This window comes from Empedobacter sp. UBA2044 (assembly GCF_002333005.1).
In the GTDB taxonomy this organism is placed as follows: Bacteria; Bacteroidota; Bacteroidia; order Flavobacteriales; family Weeksellaceae; genus Empedobacter; species Empedobacter falsenii_B.
Window position 1 is genome coordinate 68,324 of sequence record NZ_DDBA01000034.1, and the last position, 14,246, is coordinate 82,569.

Genomic DNA, 14,246 nt, shown 5'->3' on the forward strand with positions numbered 1-14,246 from the left:
CTCAATATTAATTGAGGCTTTTTTGTAAATCTAAAAATTAAGGTTTTTGTAAATACTTTTCCAATAAAAGTTTTAGGGGTTTATTTTTAATTAATCCAGTATAAGTCATTTCAATTTTATAATCTTTTGAGATTAAAACCCAATATGGATAACTAATTTGTTCATTTTTATCAATGAATTCTTCTAAAAATAGGTGAGTTTTTTTATTCGATTTAGGTTCATATTTTTTGTTTAAAAAGATAATAGATTCATTTGTTTCTGCTTCAAATTCAATAAAATAAATGTCATTATTTAGAATTTGAAGTAATTCTTTATCCTTTTTTAATTGTTTCTTTTGAATCATACAGTAACTACACCAATTTGTCGAAAAATAAAGTAGAATTGGTTTAGGATTTTCATTAGAAATTGAATTAAATTTTTCTAATGAAATCTGTGCTTGGAGATTCAATGATGATAAAATGAATATGAAGTACCAGATTTTCATTAACGTAAATTGTATCGAACACCTATAAAACCTCTTGTTCCCTGCATAGGTGTATAGCTGTAATCATTTGGTTCAAAAATAACATCGTTTCTTCCTTTAGGAGGAGTAACGCCATTTCCAGGTTCTCCGAATGGGTCCCACCAACGAGCAATAACATCGCCTTTTGGTAAAACATTAAAAATATTTTTGATTCCACCATAGATTTCAATATTATTCTTAAATGATTTACTTAATTGAATATTTGCAATAACAGTTGGTTTTGAATATTCTGGTCGATAATCATTTTCTACTTGAGGTAATTTCATTTTGTCATTATAATTGGCGGTTAAATCAACAGTAAAACCTTTTTTGAATGTATAACTTGCTAAGAAATTTCCAGACCATTTTGGTGCATGATATTGAACTTCTTTTTCTCCATCTTCTTTTTTGTATACATCCATATAGGTTGCGCCAAGCATTATTTTTAGAGGAAAGTCAAATGTTGCATCTATGTTTAAAGAAACTCCTTGAGATATTGCGTGTCCATCTAAATTGTCATAGATAATCTTTGTTTCGTCAGTATCTGTATCAGCAATAATTTTGTTTGTGAAATAAGAATAGAATGTTGTAAAATCAAAGTTTAAAGCGGTGAAAGAAGTTGGTAGTTTGAATACATAATTAATATTTCCATTATATGATTTTTCAGGTTTTAATTCATTTTCAAAAACTACTTGTCTAGCTCCAGTTAATGCACGATGATCTTCTGTGAAGACATTCACAACACGAAATCCCGTACCAAAACTTGCTCTTAAAGTATGATGAGATGAAGGTGAAAATTTGTATGCAATTCTTGGAGAATGTATTCCTTTATGTGTTTTATCATAATCAAATCGATAACCAAGTAATAATTTGTTTTCAGAATTTAATGTCCATTCGTCTTGTACAAAAATACCAGGAATCTGTGTATTCATTGGGTTATTCTTGATTAGATTATTATCCTCATCATATTCTCCAGTACCTCTTGTGTTATCATCATAATAAGTATATTTAAATGAAGATCCTAAAAGTAAGCTATGTTGTCCAATTATCTTATCCCAATAAGCTTGAGCAAAAATAACTTGTTGTTTTCCTTGATAAGATTCTGGACCATAAAATGAATTCTGTTGATGAAAATTATAAGAAAATTGAGTCATTATTTTTTCTTTTATAGGTAATTGATACATTCCTATCGCTTCAAAACGATTTGTCATAATACTTTCGGCATAAACTTCGTCACTTCCTCTGTGTAGTTTTCTTTTCCAATTCATTTGACCTCCCCATCTATCTTCGTATAAATAACGTAAAGCAACTGATGCTGTTCTATTTTTTTGACGTTCAAAATCAAATTTATTGAATAACGTGATGCGATCTTGTAACGTTACATCCGTAAAACCGTCGTTATTTTTATCTTTCTTATTACCATATTTAAAGTAATTAAAACCAAATAAACTATTTACCTTTTCTCCTAAATTGTATTTGTATCCACCATCAAGATTGGTTTCCAACCAAGAAGTTGTAAAAGCATCCAAAGATAATTTTGGAGCAGATTTAGGAGATTTCGTAATTACATTAATTATACCACCCATGGCTTCTGTTCCATAAAGGGAAGATGCTGGTCCTTTTACAACTTCTATTCGTTCTACCAAAGAGTTCGGAATTCCGCTCAAACCATAAACAGTAGATAAAGAAGAAACAATTGGCATTCCGTCAATTAAAATCATGGTATATGGACCTTCCATTCCGTTAATATGAATATCACCTGTGTTACAAACATTACAGTTTAGTTGTGGTTGAACACCATTTATTAATTGTACAGCGTCAAATAATGAAGGTGTTGGATTTTTTTGAAAAAACTTTGGTGTATAGATTTCAATTGGAACTGGACTATCAGATTTTCTTACAGCTTTCATTGTTCCTGTAATTACAATCTCATCTAAATTTTCTGAAGAATCTTCCATATAAATAGAATCTTTTTGTTCCTGAGCATTTGATAGAATGGAGGTTAAGGTGATGAATAAATAAAATGTTGTTTTCATGTTAAGTAAAATTTATAATCAAATTAAAAAGTTAGACAAATCTAACAAAAATATTATTAAAAATGAATTTTTAAATTTTACTTAATTTTCAACTATATTTGTTTCCATGAATTCATTGGTCGAAGAAAATTACCTAAAAGCATTATTTCATCTTTCTGAAAATGGGAAAGGAGAAGTGAATGTGAAGGATTTGAGTAAGCATTTGGAAATAAAAATGCCTACTGTAAACAGTATGATGAAAAAATTAGCTGAAAAAGAATTGGTGATTTATGAATCGTATAAACCACTTCGGTTATCTGATAAAGGAATTCTGAAAGCTTCTTTGATTGTAAGAAAACACCGATTAACAGAGATGTTTTTGGTAGATAAAATGGGATTTGGTTGGGAACAAGTTCATGAAATTGCTGAGCAAATAGAACATATTCAAAGTCCAATTTTTTTCGATAAAATGGACGAATTATTGAATTTTCCTAAATTAGATCCGCATGGTTCTCCAATTCCAGATAAAAATGGAAAAATAGAAATTATCAATTACAAAAAATTGGCCGAATTTAAAGAAGGTGATAAAGTAGAAATATGCGCTGTTATTGGTTCTTCTGATGAATTTTTGAAGTATTTGAATTCAAAAAATATTCATTTGAATGATGAAATTGAAATCATTTCTGTTGAAGATTTTGATGGAACAATGAAGGTTAAGTTCCTAAAATCAAATGAAATTGAAATATTTAGTAATCATGTGACTTCAAGATTATTAGGTAGATAATGGTTTTTAATTTATAAAAAGAAAAAAGCAAGTTATTTAACTTAAAAAAGCAAGTTATTTAACTTGCTTTACAATTATTCCGCTTTTCCTTTTATTCTGAAAATTTTTCGAGAAGAAACTGGATCGTTAGATGTGATTGTTACAGATTTATTGAAATCTCCAGTCACAGAACCACTTGAATATTTAACGGTAATATCCGCAGATTTTCCTGGTTCGATAGGTGTTGTAGGATATTCAGGAACTGTACATCCACAAGAACCAACAACGCTTTTAAGAATTAAAGGTTTATCACCTGAGTTGGTTACTTTCATCTTAGCTGTTACTTCGGTATTCAACTTTATATTTCCAAATTGAATTTCTTCTTTTTCTAAACTAAGTGTTTGAGCAAATAAACTTGTAACGCCTAAAGCAAAAGCACCTAAAAACATTAATTTTTTCATGACGATAATTAATTTGTAACCAAAGTTAAAATAAATAATACAAAAAGTCTACCTTTTTTTGTATTTTAGTACTAAAATAATTAATATATATTAATATGAAAAGAATAATTGTTACAATAATGCTTCTAGTTTACAATTTTACTAATGCACAAATGTCTTCTACAGCTACTGTTAATGAATATAATCTACAAACTATTGTTGCAGAAGTAAAACAACAGAAATATACAGAAGGAGTTACTAATAAAGATGAATATTTTAATGTTAATTTTCTTCCTGCAAGTATAGATGGTTTCAAAGAAAAGGAGAATTTTAGATATAATGCATTACTAGACGATTTAGAGTTTTTAAGAGATGGATATTTATATAAAATGAATAAATTATCAAACCAGACTATTAGATTCGATGATGGTAAAATTCTTAAGTATGTAAGTTATATTGATGGGGGTACATTAACATCAAGATATTTACAAGTATTATCACCTTTAGATCGAAAAATTGTACTTTATAGAAAATTATCTAATGATGGAGTAGATGGTCTTGGTGCTGGTGGTTTAAATGCTTCTAATAAGAGAAATTATTTTAAACAAGAGAAATTATTGATTGGTTATAGTGATAAAATGTATAATGTTCCAAATTCAACTAAAAAATTTAAAGATTTTACAGATAAAGACGTAAATCAAATTGTAAGTACAAATAAACTTAGCATAAAAAAAGAACAAGATTTAATTAAACTTATTGATTTATTGAATAAATAAACAAATTATATAATATCTTAGAAATGTTGGGCAGATTGTGTAAATTTGCCCAAATTTATTTTAAGTCATATATAAATAATGGAAATCGCATCTAAATATACGCCAACGGAAGTTGAAGGAAAATGGTATGAATACTGGATGGAGAAGAAGTATTTTAAATCTACTCCAGATGAAAGAAAAGCTTACACAATCGTCATTCCACCACCAAATGTAACAGGTGTCTTGCACATGGGACATATGTTAAATAATACGATTCAGGACGTTTTAATTCGTCGTGCGCGTATGCGTGGATTTAACGCTTGTTGGGTACCAGGTACAGACCATGCTTCAATTGCTACTGAAGCGAAAGTTGTTGCGAAGTTAAAAGAGGAAGGTGTTTCTAAATTTGATATCGGTCGTGAAGAATTTTTAAATCACGCTTGGGATTGGACGCATAAACATGGTGGAATTATTTTAGACCAATTAAAAAAGTTAGGAGCTTCTTGCGATTGGGATCGTACGAAATTTACGATGGATCCAGATTTATCTGAATCTGTTCAACGTGTTTTTGTTGATTTATATAACAAAGGATTAATTTACCGTGGATACCGTATGGTAAATTGGGATCCGGAAGCAAAGACAAATATTTCTGACGAAGAAGTTATTCATGTTGATAAAAATGGAAAATTATATCATTTAAAATATCAAGTTGACGGAACTGATCAATATATTGTTGTGGCGACAACTCGTCCTGAAACAATTTTTGGTGACTCTGCAGTTTGTATCAATCCAAATGACGAGCGATATGAATGGTTGAAAGGAAAACAAGTTATTGTTCCAATCGTTGGTCGTAAAGTAAATATTATCGAAGACGAATATGTTGACATCGAATTTGGTACAGGATGTCTTAAAGTTACGCCTGCACACGATGTGAACGATTACGAATTAGGTAAAAAACATAATTTAGATTTTATTGATATTTTTACGGATGATGCGAAATTAAATGATTTAGGATTAAATTATGCTGGATTAGATCGTTTCAAAGCGCGTAATGAAATCGAGAAAGAATTAGAAGAAAAAGGTTTACTTGAAAAAGTAGAAAATTATAATAATAAAGTTGGTACATCTGAAAGAACAGGAGCGGTGATTGAGCCTAAAATTTCAAATCAATGGTTCTTGAAAATGACAGATTTAGCTAAACCAGCTTTAGAAAATGTAATGAATGATACGATTAAATTTCATCCTGCGAAATTTAAAAATACATATCGTAATTGGATGGAAAATGTAACAGATTGGAACATTTCTCGTCAATTATGGTGGGGACACCAAATTCCTGCATTTTTCTATGGTGATGGAAACGAAGATTTCGTTGTTGCTCTAACAAAAGAAGAAGCTTTACCATTAGCACAGGAAAAAACAGGAAATGTTACATTAACAATCGAAGATTTACGTCAAGACGAAGATGCGTTAGATACTTGGTTTTCTTCTTGGTTATGGCCAATTTCTGTTTTCAACGGAATCAATGAGCCAGAAAATGAAGAAATCAATTATTATTATCCAACACAAGATTTAGTAACTGGTCCAGATATTATTTTCTTTTGGGTTGCGCGTATGATTGTGGCTGGATATGAGTATCGTAACGAATTACCTTTCGAAAATGTATATTTCACAGGAATTGTTCGTGATAAACAAGGGCGTAAAATGTCAAAATCGTTAGGGAATTCACCAGATCCAATCGAATTGATGAACGAATATGGTGCAGATGCTACGCGTATGGGAATGTTGCTAACAGCGCCTGCTGGGAACGATTTACCTTTCGATGTTGATTTGTGTCTACAAGGACGTAATTTTGCGAATAAAATTTGGAATGCTTTCCGTCTAATAAAAGGTTGGGAAGTGAAAGAAGATTTAGAACAAACTTCTGCTCAAACAAAAGCGGTTGAATGGTTCGAAAATAAATTCCAACAAGCATTAGCAGATATCGAACATAATTACGATCAATATCGTTTATCTGATTCATTGATGGCAATTTATAAATTGATTTGGGATGATTTCTGTTCTTGGTACTTAGAAGCAATTAAACCTACTTTTGGTGAGCCAATTGATGCAAAAACTTATGCAGCAACAATTTCTTATTTAGAAAATGTATTGAAAGTTTTACATCCATTTATGCCTTTCTTAACAGAAGAAATTTGGCATTTAATTGCTGAAAGAACAGAAAACGAAGCCTTAATTATTTCTAAATATCCTGAAGTAACATCTTTCAATGAAGAGATTATCAAGAATTTTGAAAATACAAAAGAAGCAACAACTGCTATTCGTGGATTACGTTCAGAAAAAGGAATGTCACCAAAAGAAGCATTAGAAGTTTTTGCTGATGCTCAAGCTGCGAATGAAATTTATGTAGATGTGTTCTCTAAATTAGGAAATGTTTCTAATTTCAATACAGGTGATAAACCAGAAAAAGGTTTTGCTTTCCGTGTTGGTACGTTAGAATTTATGGTTCCGATGTCTGATAATATCGATATTGAAGCTGAGCGTGAGAAATTACAAAAAGAGTTGGATTACAACCAAGGTTTCTTAAACTCGGTTCGTAAAAAATTATCAAACGAAAAATTTGTTGCTGGTGCGCCAGAACAAGTGATTAATGCAGAACGTAAAAAAGAGGCTGATGCATTATCTAAAATTGCTCAAATTGAAGAGCAGTTACAAGCTTTGTAATTTTAATTTAATTTTTAAAATATATGAAAAACCACTCCAAATTTTGGAGTGGTTTTTTTATTGATTTTTTTCGATTAACTTTAATAAAGCCTCAAAAAAGTATAAATGTCAAGCGAATTAAATTACAAAAAGAAAAAGTTGTATTCTGATTTTTTAAACCAAGAAAGAAATATTTTTGTTTGGATACCAGAGCGTTTTATAAATGAAAGTTTGCCTGTTTTGTATTTATTAGATGGCGGAATTAATGAAAAATTTAAGCAAATATCAAAACTAATTGATGAGTTAATTATATCAAATCATATTCAACCATTGATGATTGTAGGAATTGAAAATATTAATCGAAATTTAGATTTTACAAGAAATACATACATTGCAAAAGATAAAAAATGGGTTCCAGAATATGGAAATGCAGAATATTTTGAGAAATTTATTGTATTAGAATTACTTCCTTATATTTCGAAAAATTACTATACAAATAATTCGAAAACTATTGTTGGTGAGTCTTTAGGCGGATTATTGGTAATGGATATATTGTTTTATTTTTCGCATTATTTTGATTCTTATATCGCAATTGATCCTTCGCTTTGGTGGAATAACCACGAATTGTTTGACTCTTATTGTAAAAAATTTGATTTTAATCTATTAGAAAATAAAAAGATTTGGATTTCAAGTTCTAAAACTATTTCAATTTCAAAGTTTACAGATCAATTTGTAGAAAAATTACGCGAAAAAGATAACTTGAAATCAAATTGGAATTATTTACATGATCCTTCGCAAAATCATTTCACAATTTTCAATTCTTCAATAAAATCAGCGTTAATATGGATGTTTAAGTAATATTTTTTTAAATGATTCATATTACTTCAATAGGTTTCTCCAACAAGTTTGTCTAAATTTGCAAACCTTTTTAAAAAGAATTAATGCAGTATTTAGAACTACTTTTAATCGGAGTTTTCACAGCTTTTATTGGATCATCCATTCCTGGATTGTTGAATATGACGGTGGTAAAAATTGGGAAACAAGAAGGAACTAAAAGTGCATATAGTTTTATGTCTGGAACAGTGATTACGATTGCAATTCAGGTTTATTTGGCAATTTTTCTGGCAAAATTTATTGATTTTAATGAAGAAGTTACTAAAATTTTTAGGGAAGTTGGATTAGCTGTTTTTGTAATTATTACGATTTATTTTCTCTTTTTTGCAAAGAAACAAGATCAAAAAAATAAGAATAAAAAGCTAAAACAACAAGGTAATGTAAAACAGAAAAATAAATTCATCTATGGGTTATTGTTATCTGCCATAAATGTTTTTCCAATACCTTTTTATGTATTTTTAAGCGCAACGTTGATTTCGTATAATGTTAATGTTTTTGGACAACCAAATAGCTCAGTTTTTGCTTTAGGAGTCGTTATTGGTTCGATGATTATTTTTGGTCTGTATCTGAAATTTTTTAATTCAAAATCAGAAGAAGATTCGTTTATTTTAAAGAATATCAACTATGTAATAGGAGGAGTGACGAGTGTGATTTCTTTGTTAACGATTTATCAACTTTTTCAATAAAAATTTAATTCAAATTTTGCTTTGGATGCGAGTATTTAAGCAAATATTCCATCACTTCATCGCATTCTTTTCCTTCTAAAATATAACTCAAAATATCTTCGATTAATTCATCAATAATTTGAGGATTAAATTCAAATTTTTTAGCTAAATCAATACAAATTGCTTTTTCATTTTGATGAATATTCAAATCAACAACCATTAACAAAACAGCGTCGTACAACAAAGAAAGTCGATCAGTAAAGGTTTTTGGCAACGTAAAATCAAACTTCGTGTTCTCGTTCAAAATATAACTTATATCTTTGGCAGAAAGCTCATGAAATTTGGCAATATCAGAGATAATTTGAATCTCTTTTTCATTCAAATTACCATCACTTTTACCAATAATAAATAAATTTTTGATGTGATTTAATTTGTCAATCAAAGTAAGATTATTTTTCATTTGTTGCTTTTTGGGATTAAAAATACTTAAAATAGTGTTAAATTAACGTTCAAAATTTTTCATGTGCCAGATTTTAAAACGAAAATAGATGAGATTTATGATAAGCAATGTAAGAATAAAGCAAATATTCGTCATCTTACTGTTTATTAGCGAAAAATATATTTAGAAAGAGTTTTTCACATATGAAACCGATTTTAAAAGTCAATTGGTTTTTATCACCTTCAAAATTTCTCAATTATCCCTATAATTCTACAACTCAAAAGGTAATTGATTTTTTGATGAAATATTTTTAAATCTCGGTTCAACGATTTAATTTTATATTTGTTTTATACAACAATCAACGTTATTTTTGTAGTTAAATCTTATAGAATTGTTATCAAAAAAGACAAAATACGGACTAAAAGCAATGGCTCATTTGGCCAGACAAGAAAGTAACAAACCAGTTTTAATCGGACAAATTTCTGAAACAGAAGTTATTCCGAAAAAATTCTTGGAGGCTATTTTATTGGATTTAAAAAAGTTAGGCTTTGTCAATTCGAAACAAGGAAAAGGTGGTGGATATTATTTGGCACGTGATGCGAAAGATATTAGTTTAGCATCTTTGATTCGTGTTTTAGAAGGACCAATCGCGCTTTTACCTTGTGTAAGTAAAAATTACTACGAAAAATGTGATGATTGCCCTAACGAAGGCATTTGTACATTGAATAAGGTGATGGTTGAATTGAGAGATTCGACTTTAGAAATTCTTGAAAATAAATCTTTAGAAAGTTTAAAATAAATCTTTAGCCTGAGTTTTTCAGGCTTTTTTATTGTAAAATTTTATAAGAATGAAGAAAAAAAGTATAACTCTTTTTCGAGAATTCTTCCTAATTTCGAACATTTGTATTTCATGAAAAATAGATATATACAACAAGAGTTTAAAGAACTTTTAGAACAACGTTCTTTTTCTACGCATCGTTATTTATTGGCGATTAGTGGAGGGATTGATAGTATGGTTTTGTTAGATTTATTCCGTCAAACAGCTGCAAATTTTCAGGTGGCACATTGTAATTTTCAGTTGCGTGAAGAAGACGCAAATGGCGATGAATTGTTTGTGAGAGAATATTGTGGAAAATATAATATACCGTTTCATTCGACTCGTTTTGATGTTGCGGCTTATCAGAAAGTAGGAAATTATTCGGTAGAAATGGCTTGCCGAAATTTGCGTTATGAGTGGTTTGAGCAAGTTCAACAACAAAATTGTTTGGATGTTTTGGTGACAGCTCATCATTTGGATGATAATATTGAAACTTTTTTGATTAATCTTTCTCGTGGAACAGGTTTGAAAGGTTTGGTTGGAATGCAAATTGATAATGGAAAAATCTTTCGTCCACTTTTAAATTTTACAAAAAATGATTTGTTGGAATATGCAAAATCAAATGAAATAAATTGGCGAGAAGATTATACGAATGCGACGGATGATTATACTAGAAATAAGATTCGTCATCACATTACACCAATTCTAAAAGAGCTTCATCCGCAATTTGATGAGAATTTTTTGTCAAGTTTAAATCATATCAATGATAATTATCAAATTGTACAAAATAAAGTTGGAGAAGTTAGAAGTGATTTATTCTCAGGAGATAATCCGATTGAAATTGAAATTTCAGCATTAAAAAAACTTCAACCATTAGAAACATTTTTACATTATTTGTTCGAAAAATATGGATTTTCGTCGAGCAAAGAAATTTTAAAATTTTTGGATGCAGAAACGGGAAGTGAAATAAAATCAGCAACTTATCGATTAATTAAAAATCGAGAAAATTTGTTGTTGCAAAAAATAGAAGAAGAAAATGAAGATGAATTAACGATTTTTGATGAGTTAATTGAAATCAATTCGTTAAATTTGAAGTTCGTGAAATCGATAAATCCACACGAAAACGCTACTGAAATAGTAGACTTTACATCAATTTTGTTTCCGCTTAAACTTAGAAAAGTGAAAGAGGGAGATTTCTTTTATCCAATTGGAATGAAAGGTCAAAAAAAATTGTTGAGTAAGTTTATGAAAGATTTGAAACTTTCTAAGTTAGAAAAAGAGAAGGTTTGGTTGCTTTGTGACCAAAAAGATCAAATTATTTGGGTGGTAAATCATCGTTTGGATGAACGTTTCAAAACGACAGAAACAAGTAAAAACTTTTTAAACATTACAGTATGTTAAAGAAACTTTGGATACTTTTTTTGTTTCCAATTTTAGTCAACGCACAGTTATTTAGTCCTGCAAAATGGTCGAGTTCGGTGAAGGAGGTTGGACAGAATGAGTTTGAAATCGAGGTAACAGGAAAAATTGATAGAGGTTGGCACCTTTATTCAATGAAACATCCTGATGGAGGAATTGGAATTCCAGCAAGTGCATCATTTAAACCAGCTGCAAATGCAAAATTGATTGGAGGTACGCGCGAAGTTGGAAAACGTATAGATAAATACAGCCAAATTTTTGAACAAGATGAAAAATATTACGAAAATCAAGTAAAATTTGTTCAAAAAGTGAAAGTTTCGGGTGATAAACCTGTAAATGTATCGTACACAATAGAATTTCAAATGTGTGATGCCGAACGTTGTTTGCCACCAGATGAAACAAGCGGAACGATAAAATTAACGCCTTCCGCAAAAGTTGAAGAGACGAAAGAAGAGGCAAAGCCAGCAGATGCTACAGAAGCAAAAGATACTGTTGCAGTAAATGAAATTACGCAGGATTCTGTTCAAGAAGATTCTACAGCAGTTGTTGCAGCAACACAAGATACAATCAAAAAAGTTGATGATTCTTTATTAGCAGATAACGAAAAGAAAGATAATGGTTTATTGAAAATCTTTTCTTTAGGATTTTTAGGAGGATTAGCAGCGCTATTAATGCCTTGTATTTTCCCAATGATTCCTTTGACAGTAAGTATGTTTACAAAACAAAGTAAATCGAAAGGAGAAGGAGTTGGAAAAGCCTTTATTTATGGATTATCAATCATTGTTATTTATGTTGCATTAGGTTTATTGGCGACAGTTATTTTTGGACCATCAGTCCTAAATGAAATGTCAACAAATCCGTGGGTGAATTTAGCATTCTTTGCAATTTTCATTGTATTTGCTATTTCATTTTTTGGAGCTTTCGAATTGACATTACCAAGTAAATGGGTAAATGCAGCTGATAAAGGTGCTGATAAAGGCGGATTAATTGGAATCTTCTTTATGGCATTCACATTAGCATTAGTGTCTTTCTCTTGTACAGGACCAATTATTGGTTCGTTATTAGTTCAAGCGACGCAAGGAGGAAACTATTATTCATTAATCGTAGGAATGTTTGGCTTCTCTTTAGCATTAGCGATTCCATTTACATTGTTTGCGATGTTCCCTGGTTGGTTAAATTCAATGCCAAAATCTGGTGGATGGTTAAATACAATCAAAGTTTCTTTAGGATTTATTGAATTAGCTTTTGCCTTGAAGTTCTTATCAAACGCAGATTTAGTTTGGCAAATGAATTGGTTACCAAGAGAAATTTTCTTAGCATTTTGGATTGCAATTTTTATCTTCTTAGGATTATATCTTTTAGGTAAATTTAGATTAGAATTAGACTCACCTGTGCAAACAATTGGTGTTCCGAGAATGTTATTTGCATTGGTTTCGATATCATTTGCGATTTACATGATTCCAGGTTTATGGGGTGGACCATTAAAACTATTAAGTGGTTTAACACCTCCAATGACCTATTCTGAAGCGCCACGAGGTTTCCACGAAGGTGTAGGAGGTGGACAAGCAACAGCTAAATTTGATGATCCAAATATGGTTGCTGGACCTCATGGAATTCCTGCATTCAAAGATTTTGATCAAGCAGCAGCTTACGCAACGAAAGTTGGAAAACCAATGTTGTTAGATTTCACAGGGCATGCGTGTGCAAATTGCCGTAAAGTTGAAGAACGTGTTTGGAGCGATGAGCGTGTGAAGAAAATTTTGGCTGAAGATGTTGTTTTAGTTTCGTTATATGTTGACGAAGCAAAAGAATTACCAGAAGATCAAAAAGTATTTTCGAAAGCGTTAGATCGTAATTTGAAAACAGTTGGTAACAAATGGACTTCTTTCGAGATTGAACATTTCAATGCAAATGCTCAACCTTATTATATTTTGGTTGATAAAGATTTGAATCGTTTTTCTAAACCTTTAGAAGCTGAACTTGATGTAGAAGTTTACCTAAAATGGTTACAAGATGGAATCGCGAAGTATAAAGCGAAATAATTATCTTTTATATAGTAGTAAAAACTCCCGCATTTGCGGGAGTTTTTTGTTTATGAATTATACGTGTTAAACTATTCTTTAATAATCTTTTTCGTGTAATTTGAAGTTTCATTTTTCAATGTAACAATATAGATACCTTTTGGTAATGATTTGAATTTTGAATTGATAGTTTTATTCAATTCATCTATATTTCCAATCGAATTTGTGATGACTTTTCCATTGATGTCAATTACACTTAAATTGTATTGTCCTTTTGAATTGTTAAGTGTAATCTTAATGTTTGAGTCATTTTTGATTGGATTTGGAACAATATTAAAATCCGTAGATTTGATACTTTCGTTAGTAGATAAATTAGTTGGATAAACTAGTATTTTAGCGCCATCGAAACCAACAGCATATACTTTTTTAGCATTGACTGGGAAATCTACAAATGTATTTTTAAACGTAACATCTCCTGTACCTAAAACAGAAACAGAAATTAATTCGTCTTCTTCATTGTAAGTTTCGTAAGCAACAGCATTTGCCCATTTTGCAGTTTCAACAGTTAAAAACGTTCCGTTCGTATTTGTTACAATACTAGCACCTTCACCTGTTTTCCCAGAAAGTTTTAATTTGTCTTTGTAAATATTTACATTAAATGAGTTTAAGTAATGCATTACTGGAGAAACTGGTTTTGGATAATTTTTGGATTTGATATACGATTTTGCTTCATCAATCATTTCTTGCGTGACAATGATAGTAACTTTTCCGTAGTCATCAATTTCTTTAGTAACAGTGTAATCTTCCCCTTGTTAA

At 30.2% G+C, this 14,246-nt stretch carries 13 protein-coding genes; 8 read left to right on the plus strand and 5 right to left on the minus strand.

The annotated features are described in order from the left end of the window. Positions 1-37: 37 nt before the first annotated feature. Together B4E59_RS05950 and B4E59_RS05955 are read right to left on the minus strand one after the other, a co-directional pair. Positions 38-484 carry a thioredoxin fold domain-containing protein gene (locus tag B4E59_RS05950; RefSeq protein WP_125350313.1) on the minus strand — a complete coding sequence of 149 codons (447 nt, stop codon included), beginning with the start codon at positions 482-484 and terminating at the stop codon, positions 38-40. Then, entirely contained in the window at positions 484-2,538 is a 2,055-nt protein-coding gene (locus tag B4E59_RS05955) for a TonB-dependent receptor plug domain-containing protein (protein ID WP_219035242.1), read from the minus strand. Before B4E59_RS05955 ends, B4E59_RS05950 begins: the two co-directional genes overlap by 1 nt. Before the next feature lie 106 nt (positions 2,539-2,644). On the opposite strand from B4E59_RS05955, the gene B4E59_RS05960 reads away from it, so the two are divergent. After that, positions 2,645-3,301: a metal-dependent transcriptional regulator gene (locus tag B4E59_RS05960; RefSeq protein WP_286496173.1), complete on the plus strand. Its 657-nt coding sequence runs from the start codon at positions 2,645-2,647 to the stop codon at positions 3,299-3,301. Between the two features lie 74 nt (positions 3,302-3,375). Here the strand turns inward: B4E59_RS05960 and B4E59_RS05965 are convergent, their stop codons facing one another. Beyond that, on the minus strand, positions 3,376-3,741 hold the full coding sequence (locus tag B4E59_RS05965; protein ID WP_038334454.1) for a DUF1573 domain-containing protein: 366 nt from the start codon (positions 3,739-3,741) through the stop codon (positions 3,376-3,378). A gap of 119 nt (positions 3,742-3,860) precedes the next feature. Here B4E59_RS05965 and B4E59_RS05970 point away from each other — a divergent pair, with 119 nt between their 5' ends. The 4 genes from B4E59_RS05970 to B4E59_RS05985 all read left to right on the plus strand — a co-directional run bounded on the left by B4E59_RS05970 (position 3,861) and on the right by B4E59_RS05985 (position 8,755). After that, positions 3,861-4,496 carry a hypothetical protein gene (locus B4E59_RS05970; RefSeq protein ID WP_286496174.1) on the plus strand — a complete coding sequence of 212 codons (636 nt, stop codon included), beginning with the start codon at positions 3,861-3,863 and terminating at the stop codon, positions 4,494-4,496. Between the two features lie 78 nt (positions 4,497-4,574). Continuing rightward, on the plus strand, positions 4,575-7,196 hold the full coding sequence (locus tag B4E59_RS05975; RefSeq protein WP_291051942.1) for a valine--tRNA ligase: 2,622 nt from the start codon (positions 4,575-4,577) through the stop codon (positions 7,194-7,196). A 105-nt stretch (positions 7,197-7,301) separates the two neighbouring features. Further along, positions 7,302-8,033, plus strand: a complete 732-nt coding sequence (locus tag B4E59_RS05980; RefSeq protein ID WP_286496176.1) for an alpha/beta hydrolase — start codon at positions 7,302-7,304, stop codon at positions 8,031-8,033. Positions 8,034-8,116: 83 nt separating this feature from the next. After that, on the plus strand, positions 8,117-8,755 hold the full coding sequence (locus B4E59_RS05985) for a LysE family transporter (RefSeq protein ID WP_291051944.1): 639 nt from the start codon (positions 8,117-8,119) through the stop codon (positions 8,753-8,755). A gap of 4 nt (positions 8,756-8,759) precedes the next feature. Here B4E59_RS05985 and B4E59_RS05990 read toward each other — a convergent pair whose 3' ends face one another. Continuing rightward, positions 8,760-9,194: a tellurite resistance TerB family protein gene (locus B4E59_RS05990; protein ID WP_286496178.1), complete on the minus strand. Its 435-nt coding sequence runs from the start codon at positions 9,192-9,194 to the stop codon at positions 8,760-8,762. Between the two features lie 370 nt (positions 9,195-9,564). Here B4E59_RS05990 and B4E59_RS05995 point away from each other — a divergent pair, with 370 nt between their 5' ends. From B4E59_RS05995 to B4E59_RS06005, 3 genes are all read left to right on the plus strand, one after another. Continuing rightward, positions 9,565-9,972: an RrF2 family transcriptional regulator gene (locus B4E59_RS05995; protein WP_219035236.1), complete on the plus strand. Its 408-nt coding sequence runs from the start codon at positions 9,565-9,567 to the stop codon at positions 9,970-9,972. A gap of 111 nt (positions 9,973-10,083) precedes the next feature. Beyond that, the gene (gene tilS / locus B4E59_RS06000) at positions 10,084-11,391 is read left to right on the plus strand and encodes a tRNA lysidine(34) synthetase TilS (RefSeq protein ID WP_291051948.1); all 1,308 of its coding nucleotides are present in this window, start codon (positions 10,084-10,086) and stop codon (positions 11,389-11,391) included. Then, positions 11,385-13,451, plus strand: a complete 2,067-nt coding sequence (locus B4E59_RS06005) for a protein-disulfide reductase DsbD family protein (protein ID WP_291051952.1) — start codon at positions 11,385-11,387, stop codon at positions 13,449-13,451. Before tilS ends, B4E59_RS06005 begins: the two co-directional genes overlap by 7 nt. 71 nt (positions 13,452-13,522) lie before the next feature. Here the strand turns inward: B4E59_RS06005 and B4E59_RS06010 are convergent, their stop codons facing one another. After that, the gene (locus tag B4E59_RS06010) at positions 13,523-14,170 is read right to left on the minus strand and encodes a T9SS type A sorting domain-containing protein (RefSeq protein WP_219035233.1); all 648 of its coding nucleotides are present in this window, start codon (positions 14,168-14,170) and stop codon (positions 13,523-13,525) included. Positions 14,171-14,246: the final 76 nt, after the last annotated feature.

Bases quoted from the DNA above. Each gene is read 5' to 3' on its own strand.
- B4E59_RS05950 (WP_125350313.1), bottom strand. From the start codon at position 484: ATGAAAATCTGGTACTTCATATTCATTTTATCATCATTGAATCTCCAA.
- B4E59_RS05980 (WP_286496176.1), top strand. From the start codon at position 7,302: ATGTCAAGCGAATTAAATTACAAAAAGAAAAAGTTGTATTCTGATTTT.
- B4E59_RS05970 (WP_286496174.1), top strand. From the start codon at position 3,861: ATGCTTCTAGTTTACAATTTTACTAATGCACAAATGTCTTCTACAGCT.
- B4E59_RS05990 (WP_286496178.1), bottom strand. From the start codon at position 9,194: ATGAAAAATAATCTTACTTTGATTGACAAATTAAATCACATCAAAAAT.
- B4E59_RS05975 (WP_291051942.1), top strand. From the start codon at position 4,575: ATGGAAATCGCATCTAAATATACGCCAACGGAAGTTGAAGGAAAATGG.
- B4E59_RS05985 (WP_291051944.1), top strand. From the start codon at position 8,117: ATGCAGTATTTAGAACTACTTTTAATCGGAGTTTTCACAGCTTTTATT.
- B4E59_RS06010 (WP_219035233.1), bottom strand. From the start codon at position 14,170: ATGATTGATGAAGCAAAATCGTATATCAAATCCAAAAATTATCCAAAA.
- B4E59_RS06005 (WP_291051952.1), top strand. From the start codon at position 11,385: ATGTTAAAGAAACTTTGGATACTTTTTTTGTTTCCAATTTTAGTCAAC.
- tilS (WP_291051948.1), top strand. From the start codon at position 10,084: ATGAAAAATAGATATATACAACAAGAGTTTAAAGAACTTTTAGAACAA.
- B4E59_RS05965 (WP_038334454.1), bottom strand. From the start codon at position 3,741: ATGAAAAAATTAATGTTTTTAGGTGCTTTTGCTTTAGGCGTTACAAGT.
- B4E59_RS05955 (WP_219035242.1), bottom strand. From the start codon at position 2,538: ATGAAAACAACATTTTATTTATTCATCACCTTAACCTCCATTCTATCA.
- B4E59_RS05960 (WP_286496173.1), top strand. From the start codon at position 2,645: ATGAATTCATTGGTCGAAGAAAATTACCTAAAAGCATTATTTCATCTT.